The 14,289-nt window shown below is 64.3% G+C and carries 1 protein-coding gene (running past one end of the window); it reads left to right on the forward strand.

Translation table 11 applies throughout. The features are described 5' to 3' along the window. On the forward strand, nucleotides 1-14,289 hold the 5' end (the start) of the coding sequence (locus VSP_RS06710) for a PKD domain-containing protein (RefSeq protein ID WP_009959582.1). The gene runs 19,716 nt beyond the window's last position; the window shows 14,289 of its 34,005 coding nt (coding positions 1-14,289); its start codon is at nucleotides 1-3; its stop codon lies beyond the right edge, outside the window.

Here is a 14,289-nt window from a genome sequence, read left to right on the forward strand (position 1 = left end):
ATGATCCCTCCTAATTCCTCCCCTGGGGCCCCCAACCGCCGCAAAAAAGGAGGCTCCAAGCTCTCCAAACGCGTTGCTGACTGGTTTTTTGGAGGGGAGGCTGGCGAGGATCGGGTGCGACATGAGACGCTGGAGCCCCGCATTTTGTACTCAGCCAGTCCGCTGGAGGAGCCGCCGCCGGTGCCAGATGCCCCTCCAGTGGCGCAGCAGCAGGGGCCAGATGCGGGCAGTCAAGGCAGTGGAGAGGGCAGCGGCCCCGCGCCAGTCACGCAAGATCAGACCCCGCCCGTGGATGCGGAATCTGGGGTGAACCCAGAGGGTGATCTGGCCACCATCCTCCAGGGGGTGCAGGACCTTCCTGCCGGGGAGGTGCAGTCCCTGGTCTCCAACCAGCTGAGCCTGGAAATCCAGATGCAGGGCCACATCGACTGGAGCCAGATGGGGCTTCCCACCGACCAGCCCGGCACCATCCACATCCGTGGCACCGATCACACGGACGACCTCCTTTCGCTGGACTTGAGCCAGTTCTCCACGTCTCTGGACCTCTACTTTGACGGCGGCGCGGGTGGTTTCGATGTGCTGAAAATCACCGGGGTGACTTCGGGCGGCTACACTCCCGGAGCCCAGGCGGGTGAGGGCGTCCTCGTTTTTGGCAACCATCGCATCCAGTTCTCCGGCGTGGAGCCCGTCATCATTGAGGGCACTGGTGAAGGTGCCAGCTTCACCTTCACCACCCCGCATGGTGTGGATGACCTGGTGCTGGACAGTCCGGCGGATGGCTGGAGCCGCATCCGCGGCACCAGTGGCGGAGTCGCCTTTGAGGAGCTGGTCTTCTCCAATGTGGAGCAGGTCATCGTGGACGCCATGTCCCATGACGCTCCCGGCGAGAGTGCGGATGAGGTGACCGTTGCCACCGATCTGCGCGCCCGTGGCCTGCGGGAGCTCACCATCCTCACCGGGGAGGGGGATGACACCCTGGTTCTCGGGACCAACAATCTCCCGCCACCCGTCTCTGGCGGGAGCTTCACCTTTGACGGCGGGTCTGGAAATGACCGCATCATCGGTTCTGGTGCAGATACGACCTGGTTGGTGACCGGGCACAATGAGGGAAGCGTGTATGGCTTGCGCTTCAGCGGGGTGGAAAATCTGGAGGGAGCGGCGGACAATGAAGACCGCTTTGTGTTTGAGACGGCCGGTCAGCTGGATGGCTTGATTGACGGGGGTGCTGGTGGGTTCGATACGGTAGTGCTCGACGGAGGAAGTTCCGCGAACGCAGTTTTCCGGGCATTTGGTCCCGATTCTGGTCTGATTGAGACAGACCTCTCCACGCTGGCCTATCGCGGGCTGGAGCCGATTGACTACAGCGGCACTTCTGACGCCATCATCCACCTCACGGGTGGGGACGACCAGGCGATCCTGGAGGTGAATGAGCACGGCCAGCTGAGCCTGCGTTCACTGAACAACAGCTTTGAGCTGATCAATTTCAACACGTCGCTCAATTCGCTCACCATCATCGGTGGAGGCGGGTATGACAGCGTGCTGGTGGGCGACGGGGTGACCCTGGGGCTGGATGGCAGCTTCACCATTGAGTCAGAAGACATCACCGTGGCCGCAGGAGCCACCGTGAATGCAGGCACCATCCGTCTGAGCGCCTATGATGGAGATGCCACCGGCATCGGGGTGACCACGCAAGTGGGGGTGGTGAATCGCACCGCCTCCCTGGTGGTGAGTGGCACCCTTAACTCCGACGGCACCCTTACGTTGGAGGCGCTGGCTTCGCGCAATGTGCATCTTTCCGGTCTTGATGAAGCGATTCTCAGTGCACTGACCACGGCCACCGTCACGGTGGAGACTGGTGCCGTCGTCCAGTCAGCGGGGTTGACCACGGTCTCCGCCCTCACTTCGGGGATCGTCGAGTCCACTGCTGCGGACTTGGTGCTGCACGCTTTCACAGAGAGCGCCTCCACCTACATCGGGTTTGCCACCTTCACCGTGGCAGGGCTCTCCGTCTCCGCCACCACCAGCGGGGCGTATTCCGCCACTTCACGCACCGCGACGAATCGCGTGGCAGGCATCACGTCCGCCGTGCTGGATGGCACTGTCGTGAACTCGACCGCCGCGGTCTCTGTGGTGGCGCTGGACAACTCCAGGCTGGACGCGAAGACGGGCAACGTCTCCACGGATCTCGTCTCCCTGGTGGGCGATGTCGTCATCGGCCAGTCGTTTGCTCTCAACGATCTTCATCGCCTTGTTCAGGCCGCGGTATCGGGTGCTGATGTGGATGCCAGCGCCGGTGGCCTGGCCGTCACGGCCACCCGGAACATTGATGCCTCCTCCAATGTGGGGGTCGTCGCCGTCACCGGTGGCCCCGCCTCTCTCCTGCCCAGCCTCAGCTTTGGCGGCACCAAGGCGGTGAATGTGATCTCCGGGGAGGTTTCCTCGCTCCTCTCCTCCAGCGATGTCGATCTGGCCACCGGCGGGGTCACCGTGTCTGCGGCGGACACCTCCCAGGTGTCGGCCCATAGCAAGGTGGCGGCGGCTTCGACCGTGGGAGAGTTCTCCACCTTGTCTGCCGGACTTTCGATCGGCATGTCGGAGGCCTGGAACCTCTACGGCGTGCGACCAGACGATGTGGCGGCCCTTGACATGACGGATCTGCTTGGGGCGGATCTGGGGGGGACGTTGTCCGGCCCGGTAGTGGCAGTGGTGCAGGATTCCACGCTGGATGTGGGTGGGGACGTCTCCGTGCTGGCTACGGCTCAGGTGACGCTTGATTCTGAGGTGACCAATCTGGTGGACACCGCGGTGGACGGATTCTCCGGCACCGGCGCGGCGGCGGCAGGTGCTGTCTTCTCCTCCAACATCGTCAACACCGGTGCCAGTGCAGTGATTCGCCGCCAGGTAGAGGCCACCACGGTGACTGCTGCGGGGGACATCCTCGTGTCGGCGGTGGATGAGTCCTCCCTCACGGCGACCACCAGTTTCAAGAACACGGCCACGGCGGAGAGCCTCAATCCCCTCAGTGATGCCGGTGCGGTGGCGGTGGGCGGCATCATTGTGCGCAACCAGTTCACCTCCGGCACCTACGCTGCGATTGGAGGGGCGGACGTGGAGGGTGCCTCCGTGACGGTGAAGGCGGACTCGCATGCCACCGTTGTTTCCTTGACGGACAGCGTGGTGAAGGTGGAGGGCGGCAGCCCGTTTGTGGGGGCGGCCACGCTGGCTGCCCAGGGAGTCATCGTCACCAACAACGTCCTCGGCGGGGCTGAGGCGCGGGTCGCCGGGGGCGCGGTGACCTCCACGGCAGGCGCGGTGACGGTATCAGCCGTCAACCAGTCGGAGATCACGGCGGAGAACAGCAGCGTGGTCACGGCGGACAACACCGCAGTCGGGGTCAATCTCGCCTACAACACTGTGGGCTATGAGCCGCAGGACCTGGCCACGCTCACGCTCGATGCCCTGGTGGGCCTGAGCCTGGGCACGGTGGATCGTGCCCTCGCCCATGCCATCATTGAGGACGCACAGGTCATTTCCGCAGGCGATCTGGTCGTCACCGCGGACAATCTTCTGGCCCTGGAGTCCTCTGTGACCAACGAGGCCCTGAGCGAGGCGCTGGGCTTCACGGCTGCGAGTGGCCAGGCGGCCAGTTTTGTACTTTCCTCCAACCTTGTGGCCGGCGGGGCACTGGCCCTGCTACAGTCAACCGGGGCCACGCTGGCCGCGCAGGCGGGCGGTGCCGCCACCGTGCGCGCCACCCAGGGCGGCAGCTTGAAGGCCGGTACGCGCATCCGTGCCGCGGCTGAGGTCACCAACGACAACGTCTTCAGCGAGTCCGACTCGATGGCGCTCGGCGGCATGCTGGTGCGCAATGATCTGGATGCCGCCGCGGAGGCTAGCGTGCAGGGCATCGATCTCACGGCGGACTCCATCCAGGTGCGGGCGGAGCAGACCGCAGTGGTGGAGGCTGAGGCCAATGCCGAGGTCGAGTCGGTTGGTGGAAATATTTTTGGCGGCGGCCAGTCCATGGCCGTGGGTGCCGTCATCGCGGCCAACACGCTGCGTGGTGGCGTCACCAGCCTGGTGGCTGATTCCACCCTCACAGCGGGGGATGGGGCCGTGGAAGTGTCGGCCGAGAATGCTCTGCAACTGCAGGCTACGAACAGCAGCCAGGTCAGCAGCGGCAATCAGGCTGCGGGCGTGGTCGCCGCATTCAATACCGTCGGCTACGAGAACCAGAACCTGCTTTTCCAGGCCGTCGATGCCCTCGTGGGCTCGCCCATCGGAGACACCGCGCAGACCAGCACTCAGGCCCTGGTGGTGGACACCGGCGTCTCCGCCACAGGGGGACTCACCATCTCCGCGGAAAACTCCGCCAGCCTTGATGCCAGCACCGACAACGGCGTGGCCGGCGTCGCGGAAGGTTTCACGGGTGTCAGCAGCACCGTGGCTGGAGGCGTGCTCGCCAGCAACATGATGGCCAGCACCGTTGCCGCCAGCTTGAAGGCTGGGGACGAATTGATCACCGTCGATGTGGGCGGAGCTGTGTCCGTGCAGGCTGCGAATGAATCCGTCCTCAATGCTTCATCCACGCTGTCCCTGCTGTCGCAGACCACCAGCGACAATGAATTTTCGGCGGATGATTCCACGGCCATTGGTTTCCTCAGCGTGCGCAACTTGCTGGATGGCGGCGCGTCGGCAGAGATCGTCCATGCCAGCGTCACGGGTGGCAGCATTGCCATTGCCGCAGACAATGCCACCACCCTCAATGCAACGATTGACGCCGAAGCCAGTGCCTCGGGCGGCAGCACATTGGGCGATGGCACGCAGATCGCGGCCAACGGAGTGATCGCGAGCAACTCCGTGCTGGGCGGCGCTCTGGCTCAGGCCAATGACAGCACCTTGACGGCCGAGACGGGTGGCGTGAGTGTCACCGCCGACAACAGCGTGAACCTGACGGCGGAGAACGCCAACCAGGTGACCAGCGGGGACACTGGCGCAGGCGCGATGCTGGCGTTCAACACGCTGGGTTATGAGAGCCAGAACGTGCTCTTCCAGACGCTGGACGCGCTGATTGGTTCGGAGATCGGTGATGCCGCCCCCTCCCGTGCGGATGCGCTGGTGACCAACACCAACATCACGGCCAAGACTGATGTCACGGTGGAGGCGACCAACGCCTCCATCTTGAACGCCACGTTCGACAACACCTCTGAGAGCCAGGCAAGCGGGTTCACGGGGCAGAACACGATGGCGGCAAGCTTTGTGGTGGCCAGCAACTTCGTGGCCTCCGGTGCCCGGGCGGCCATTGAAGGAGCAGCTCCCGAGATTGAAGCTGAAGGCGCGGTGTCGGTCAAAGCGTCCGACACTTCTGAGCTTAATTCCAGCAGCACCATTGGCCTGGTTGCGGAAACCACCAGCGACAATGAACTGAGCGCTGACAACGCGATGGGCCTGGGTGGCATCAGCGTGCGCAACGTGCTGGAAGGCGGCACGGTGGCAGAAGTGTTCAACGCGGACATCACCGGGAGCAGCATCAGCATTGAGGCGGACAACCGCGCGAAGCTGGAAGCCACGGTGGATGCGGAAGCCACGGTGGCGGGCGGCAGCACGCTGGGTGACGGCACGCAACTGGCGGTCAATGCGGTCATTGCCAGCAACACGGTGCTGGGCGGGGCTTTGGCTCAAGGAGTCAACAGTGAACTCACGGCCACCACGGGTGACGTCTCAGTGACGGCGGCCAATGCGCTGGAACTCAGCGCGACCAACGCCAACCAGGTGAGCAGCGGAGACACCGGGGTGGGGGCGATGCTGGCGTTCAATACGCTGGGATATGAGAGCCAGAACATCCTCTTCCAGACGCTGGACGCGCTGGTGGGCACGGAGATTGGCGACAAAGACGCTTCCACGGCAGAGGCCCTGCTGACCAACACGAATGTGACCGCGGCAGGCGGAGTGACCGTCTCGGCCACCAACGAATCGGTGCTGACGGCAGAGTTCAACAACAGCCTGGCAAGTTCGGCAAGTGGGTTTACGGGCCAGAACAGCATGGCGGCGAGCGTGGTGCTGGCCAGCAACATGGTGGCTTCCGGCGCCCGTGCGGCCGTTGAAAGCACGGCCCCGGTCATCGATGCCCAGGGCGGCGTGAGCGTGAGTGCCTCGGACAGCTCCGAATTGAGTTCGGCCACCACGGTGTCCCTGCTGGCGGAGACGGTCAGCGACAACGAGTTTAGCGATGACGACTCCATGGCGTTGGGGGCCTTGATTGCCCGCAACGTCCTTGAAGGCGGCGTAACGGCGGTCATCGACCACGCCACGGTGACGGGTGGCAGCATCACCCTTGCCGCGGACAATGAAACAACTCTGACCGCGTCCATTGACGCGGAAGCCAGCGCCTCGGGTGGCAGCACTTTGGGTGATGGCACCCAACTGGCCGTGAGCGGGGTCATCGCGAGCAACTCCGTACTGGGCGGCGCTTTGGCGCAGGCCAGTGACAGCAGCCTCACCGCCGAGACGGGCGGGGTGAGTGTGACGGCTGACAACAGCGTGAACCTGACGGCGGAGAACGCCAACCAGGTGACCAGCGGGGACACGGGCGCAGGCGTGATGCTGGCGTTCAACACGCTGGGTTATGAGAGCCAGAACGTGCTCTTCCAGACGCTGGACGCGCTGATTGGTTCTGAGATTGGCGATCAGGAACCTTCGCGTGCTGACGCGCTGGTGACCAACACCAACGTCACCGCCAAGACTGATGTCACGGTGGAGGCGACCAACGCCTCCATCTTGAACGCCACGTTCGACAACACCTCTGAGAGCCAGGCAAGCGGGTTCACGGGGCAGAACACGATGGCGGCAAGCTTTGTGGTGGCCAGCAACTTCGTGGCCTCCGGTGCCCGGGCGGCCATTGAAGGAGCAGCTCCCGAGATTGAAGCTGAAGGCGCGGTGTCGGTCAAAGCGTCCGACACTTCTGAGCTTAATTCCAGCAGCACCATTGGCCTGGTTGCGGAAACCACCAGCGACAATGAACTGAGCGCTGACAACGCGATGGGCCTGGGTGGCATCAGCGTGCGCAACGTGCTGGAAGGCGGCACGGTGGCAGAGGTGCTCAACGCGGACATCACCGGGAGCAGCATCAGCATTGAGGCGGACAACCGCGCGAAGCTGGAAGCCACGGTGGATGCGGAAGCCACGGTGGCGGGCGGCAGCACCCTGGGTGACGGCACGCAACTGGCGGTCAATGCGGTCATTGCCAGCAACACGGTGCTGGGCGGGGCTTTGGCTCAAGGAGTCAACAGTGAACTCACGACCACCACGGGTGATGTCTCAGTTACAGCGGCCAATGCGCTGGAGCTCAGCGCCACCAATGCCAACCAGGTGAGCAGCGGAGACACCGGGGTGGGGGCGATGCTGGCGTTCAACACGCTGGGATATGAAAGCCAGAACATCCTCTTCCAGACGCTGGACGCGCTGGTGGGCACGGAGATTGGCGACAAAGACGCTTCCACGGCAGAGGCCCTGCTGACCAACACGAATGTGACCGCCGCAGGCGGAGTAACCGTCTCGGCCACCAACGAATCCACCCTCACTGCAGAGTTCAACAACAGCCTGGAAAGCTCGGCGAGCGGGTTTACGGGCCAGAACAGCATGGCGGCGAGCGTGGTGCTGGCCAGCAACATGGTGGCTTCCGGTGCCCGTGCGGCCGTTGAGGGCACGGCCCCGGTCATCGATGCCCAGGGCGGCGTGAGCGTGAGTGCCTCGGACAGCTCCGAATTGAGTTCGGCGACCACGGTGTCCCTGCTGGCGGAAACAGTCAGCGACAACGAGTTTAGCGACGACGACTCCATGGCGTTGGGGGCCTTGATTGCCCGCAACGTCCTTGAAGGCGGGGTGACGGCGGTCATCGACAACGCCACGGTGACGGGTGGCAGCATCACCCTTGCTGCGGACAATGAAACAACTCTGACCGCGTCCATTGACGCGGAAGCCAGCGCCTCGGGTGGCAGCACGCTGGGCGATGGCACCCAACTGGCCGTGAGTGGGGTCATCGCGAGCAACTCCGTACTGGGCGGCGCTCTGGCGCAGGCCAGTGACAGCACCCTCACCGCCGGGACCGGCGGGGTCAGCGTGACGGCGGACAACAGCGTGAACCTGACGGCGGAGAACGCCAACCAGGTGACCAGCGGGGACACCGGTGCAGGCGTGATGCTGGCGTTTAACACGCTGGGTTATGAGAGCCAGAACGTGCTCTTCCAAACGCTGGACGCGCTGATTGGTTCGGAGATCGGCGATCAGGATCCTTCGCGTGCTGACGCGCTGGTGACCAACACCGACGTCACCGCCAAGACCGATGTCAAGGTGGAGGCGACCAACGCCTCGGTGCTCAATGCCACCTTCGACAACACCTCCGAGAGCCAGGCGAGCGGGTTCACGGGGCAGAACACGATGGCGGCAAGCTTTGTGGTGGCCAGCAACTTCGTGGCCTCCGGGGCCCGGGCGGCCATTTCAGAGGGCAATCCGCAAGTCGAAGCTGAAGGCGCGGTGTCGGTCAAAGCGTCCGACACTTCTGAGCTTAACTCCACCAGCACCATTGGCCTGGTTGCGGAAACCACCAGCGACAATGAACTGAGCGCTGACAACGCGATGGGCCTGGGCGGCATCAGCGTGCGCAACGTGCTGGATGGCGGCACGGTGGCAGAGGTGTTCAACGCGGACATCACCGGGAGCAGCATAGAGATCAGTGCCGAAAACAGCGCGAAGCTGGAAGCCACGGTGGATGCGGAAGCCACGGTGGCGGGCGGCAGCACCCTGGGTGACGGCGCGCAACTGGCGGTCAATGCGGTCATCGCCAGCAACACGGTGCTGGGCGGAGCCTTGGCTCAAGGAGTCAACAGTGAACTCACGACCACCACGGGCGATGTCTCGGTGACGGCGGCCAATGCGCTGGAGCTTTCGGCGACCAACGCCAACCAGGTGAGCAGCGGAGACACCGGGGTGGGGGCGATGCTGGCGTTCAACACGCTGGGTTATGAAAGCCAGAACATCCTCTTCCAGACGCTGGACGCGCTGGTGGGCACGGAGATTGGCGACAAAGACGCTTCCACGGCAGAGGCCCTGCTGACCAACACGAATGTGACCGCCGCAGGCGGAGTGACGGTCTCGGCCACCAACGAATCCACCCTCACCGCAGAGTTCAACAACAGCCTGGAAAGCTCGGCGAGCGGATTTACGGGGCAGAACAGCATGGCGGCGAGCGTGGTGCTAGCCAGCAACATGGTGGCCTCCGGCGCCCGTGCGGCCGTTGAAGGCACGGCCCCGGTCATTGACGCCCAGGGCGGCGTCGAGGTGGCGGCATCTGATGCCTCGGCCCTGACAGCCTCGACCACAGCGTCCCTGCTTGCGGAGACGGTCAGCGACAATGAGTTTAGCGCCGATGACTCCATGTCGTTGGGGGCCTTGATTGCCCGCAACGTCCTTGAAGGCGGCGTGGTGGCGGAAATCAAGAATGCCAGCATCACTGGATCTGAAATCGCGATCTCAGCCAACAACGAGACGACGCTGGAATCGACGATCGATGCGGAAGCCAGCGCCTCGGGTGGCAGCACCTTGGGGGCGGGCAATCAACTCGCCGTCAATGGCGTGATTGCGAGCAACTCCGTGTTGGGCGGCGCTTTGGCTCAAGGGGTGAACAGTCAGTTCACCGCCGAGTCGGGAGATGTCTCTGTAACGGCAGAGAACAGTGTGAACCTGACCGCTGAAAATGCCAACCAGGTGACCAGTGGAGATCAGGGTGTGGGAGCGATGCTGGCGTTCAACACGCTGGGCTATGAGAGCCAGAACGTGCTCTTCCAGACGCTGGACGCCCTGCTCGGCACTGAGATCGGCGATGCCGATCCCTCCCGTGCGGACGCGCTGCTGACCAACTCCAACGTCACCGCGGCAGGGGATGTCACGGTGGAGGCGACGAATGCCTCCATCTTGAACGCGACGTTCGACAACACCTCTGAGAGCCAGGCGAGCGGGTTCACGGGGCAGAACAGCATGGCGGCGAGCTTTGTGGTGGCCAGCAACTTCGTGGCCTCCGGGGCCCGGGCGGCCATTGAAGGGGGCAACCCGCAGATCGATGCCGGAGGGGCCGTGTCGGTCAAAGCGTCTGACACCTCCGGGCTCAACTCGGACAGCACCATCTCCCTGGTCGCGGAAACCACGAGCGACAACGAGTTCAGCGATGACAATGCGATGGCGCTTGGCGGCATCAGCGTGCGCAACGTGCTGGAAGGCGGCACGGTGGCAGAGGTGCTCAACGCGGACATCACCGGTGACAGCATCGAGATCAGTGCCGAAAACAGTGCGAAGCTGGAAGCCTCCGTGGATGCAGAGGCGAGTGCGGCCGGGGGCAGCACCCTGGGGGCGGGCACGCAACTGGCGGTCAATGCCGTCATTGCCAGCAACACCGTGCTGGGCGGGGCGTTGGCTCAAGGAGTCAACAGTGAACTCACGGCCAACACGGGCGATGTCTCGGTGACGGCTGACAACAGCCTGGAGCTTGCGGCGACCAACGCCAACCAGGTGAGCAGCGGAGATCAAGGGGTGGGCGTGATGCTGGCGTTCAACACGCTGGGCTATGAAAGCCAGAACATTCTCTTCCAGGCGCTGGATGCCCTGATCGGCACGGAGATTGGCGACGCGGATCCCTCCAAGGCCGTGGCCCTGCTGACGGACACACACGTCCAGGCTGCAGGCGATGTCACGCTGGAGGCGACCAATGCCACCACGCTGACCGCCACCTTCGACAACAGCCTGGAGAGCTCGGGCAGCGGGTTCACAGGCCAGAACAGCATGGCGGCAAGCGCCGTGCTGGCGAGCAACTACATGGCCTCCGGGGCTGAGGCCCGTGTCCGGGGCATCGCGATCGTGCCAGTGATCGATGCTGATGGCGACGTCACGGTTGCCGCAAGTGACAGCTCCGACCTGGTGTCCACCACCACGGTATCCCTCGTGTCGGAGACGGAAAGCACCAACATCGCCAGCGCGGATGATGCGATGGCGATTGGCTTCACGAGCGTGCGCAACGTGCTGGATGGCGGCACCATCGCCGAGGTGACGGATGCCGACCTGACCGGGGCCACCGTGACGGTGGCGGCCGAAAATGCTGCGACGCTGGAAGCGAAACTTCAGGCTGCCTCCAAAGCCGAAGGCGGCAGCGAGTTTGGCCAGGGCACCCAGCTTGCTGTGGGGGGCGTGATTGCCAGCAACACCCTGTTGGGTGCGGCCACCGCCACAGTGGCTGACAGTTCTCTCACCTCCACTCTGGGGGCGATTCATGTGACGGCGGAGAACGCCGCCAAGCTCGATGTTGAAAACGTCAACCAGGTCATCAGCGGCAGCGTGGCGGTGGGCGTGACACTCGCCTTCAACTCCGTGGGTTATGAGAGCCAGAACGTGCTCTTCCAGACGCTGGACGCCCTCCTGGGCACCAACATCGGAGACATCGATGCGGCTGAAGCCCGTGCGACGATCACCAACTCATCCCTTGCCTCCGCAGGCGACTTGAAACTCCTTGCCACCAACACGGTGGAGGCAGTCGCCCTGCTCACCAACGAAGCCTCAGCAGAAGCCTCCACCTTCCACGGAAGTGAAAGCACGTCAGCCGGTTTCGTGCTCGCCAGCAACATGATCGCGGGTGGCAGCACGGCGGTGCTGGCCAACACGACCGCTCCTGTCTTGGCACTGGGGGCGGTGGAAATCTCCGCTGAAGACAAACTCACCCTGGATGCGGTGGTCAAGCTGGTGGTGGAATCCTCCTCCGGAAGCACCAACCCTTTCAGCAAGGACGGAGCCAAGGCCATTGGCGGCCTCGCGGTGCGCAACGACCTCATTGGCGGTGGCGCTGCCGAACTGACGAATGTCAACCTCGCCGGTGCCTCCGTGGTGGTGCGCTCCAGCGAGAGCAGTGTGATGGACGCCAGTGTGGATGCCGAATTCAGCGCCGACAGCGGCGGCCTGGACAGCGGCATCTCCCTGGCGGTGGGAGGCGTGATTTCAACGAACTCCATCGTCGGGGCGGCCGCCACCACGGTGACGAACTCCAGCCTGCGGGCCACCGGCGGCGGGCTCTCTGCCACCGCTCACCATGGCAGCCGGCTTCAGGCCCGGGTGGACAGCATGGTGAAGGCGGGATCCACCTCCGTGGGGGTGACGCTGGCATTCAACACCATCGGGGTGCATTCCCAGAACCTCCTTTTCAACACCATCGACGCGCTGCTGGACACCGACATCGCGGACCTGGCAGACACCACGCGGGTTCTGGTTCAAGGATCCAACCTTGAGGCCACGGGCAGCCTGGTCATCAGCGCCACCTCCAGCGCGGTGCTGGACGCCGTGGTGCCGGTCTCTGCGGCCACCTTTGATTTCTCGATCTCTGCATCCACCAGCGTGACCGTAGGGGCGGTGGTGGCCATGAACAAGGTGGCGTCCGGCGTCTCTGCGCGGGTGCTGGACACGGATCTCCAGGGGAGCTCCGTTTCCGTCACCGCCACCAACACCAGCAGCATTGACTCGGAGGTCACGGCCTCCTCCATCGCGGTCAGCGGCAGCCTGTCCACCGGCAAGTCCATCAGCATCGGCTTCGCCCGCTCGCGCAATGACATCAACGGCTTTGCCGAGGCGCTGGTGCGTGACACCGCCGGGGCGCCCTCGGACCTCACCGCCACGGCAGGTGGCATCACCGTGGAGGCACGGGATGCGGCCAGCATCAATGCCCTCGCCACGGCCACGGGCATCAGCGTGGCACCCTCAGTGGGGGATTCTCTGACCGTCGCAGGGGCGGGCACCTTTGCCACCAACAACATCACCACAGACACGGACGCGGTGATCGACAATCTGCTGGTCAATGCCTCCGGCGCCATTGCCGTGAGGACGACCAACGCCGCAACCATCGACGCCAAAGTGGCGGCCCTGGCGGCCAGTGTGGCGATCTCTGCCGGTGGGGCCAAGTCCTTCGCGGTGGGGGCGGTGCTGGCGGTCAATACGGTTCGTGGTTCAACCCAGGCAGATGCTGATGAACGCAGTCGCACGCGCGCAGCCGTGCTCAACTCCGCCCTGACCTCGGCCAGCGGAGGCATCCTGGTGACGTCCCAGTCCACCGGCACCATCAACGCCGATCTGGAAGCCATTGCCGCTGCCGTTGCCGCATCGGCGGGGAACAGCACCACCTTCAGCCTCGGCGGGTCACTGGCCTTCAATGACATCCAGCGGGACACGAGTGCACTGATCAGCGGGGGGGCAAAAGTCGAAGCCCTCGGCAACGGGGATCTCACCGTGGCAGCGACAGACAGTTCGGCGATCCACAGCACCTCCGTGGGCATGTCTGCGGCGGCCAACCTTTCTGGTGGACAGGCCACTTCCATCTCCGTGGGCCTTGCCATTGCCAGCAACGAGATCCGCAATGATGTGAGCGCGATCATTCGCGACGTGGGTCTGGTGACCGTGGCGGATGACCTTTCCGTGTCCGCCCTAAGCACGGGCGTGATTGATTCCACCGCTACGGCGGCTTCCCTGGCGGCCTCCCTTTCCGGTGGCACGGGCATTGCCGTTTCCGGTGCGGGGGCGCTGGCGCAGAATGAAGTGCTGGGAGGTGCGGTGGCTGCGATTGACAACAGCGACGTGAATGCCGGTGGCGACGCCGCCGTGACTGCTCGCAACACCTCGGTCATCGAAGCCACCATCGAGGCGATCGCGTTGAGCGCCTCTCTGAGCGGGGGCACGGGCGTCGGAGTAGGCATGGGCCTCTCCATGGCCCGGAACTACATCGGCGCCACAGAGGCGGGTAGCGATGCGCCTCTGGATGTGATCGCCCGGATCACTGGATCTGCCGTGGATGCCGCCGGAGCCGTGAGCCTCACGGCCCAGTCGGATCAGAATATTGACGCCTACGTGGGAGCGGCAGCCATGGCGGCCACCCTGAGCGGGGGCACCGGCGTGGGTGTTGGTGCCGCAGGCGCACTGAGCTCCAACGAGGTCAAGACCAACGTGCTCGCCTTCGCCTCAGCAGGGGAGCGCCTGGAAGGCTCCAGCGTTGCCATCGTGGCCACGGATGATTCTGAGATCGACGCCTACACCGGAGCCGCCGCACTGGCCGCAGCTCTGTCTGGCGGCACGGGCGTGGCCGTATCCCTCGCTGCGAGCGTCGCCAGCAATGAGATCACGGGGAATGTGCGTGCCTATGTGAACGACGTGGATGACCTCTTCGCCACTCATGGTGAGGTGGTCATCGCGGCCCACCAGCGTGCCGCCATC

Origin of the sequence: Verrucomicrobium spinosum DSM 4136 = JCM 18804 (genome assembly GCF_000172155.1) — a bacterium.
Lineage (GTDB): Bacteria > Verrucomicrobiota > Verrucomicrobiia > Verrucomicrobiales > Verrucomicrobiaceae > Verrucomicrobium > Verrucomicrobium spinosum.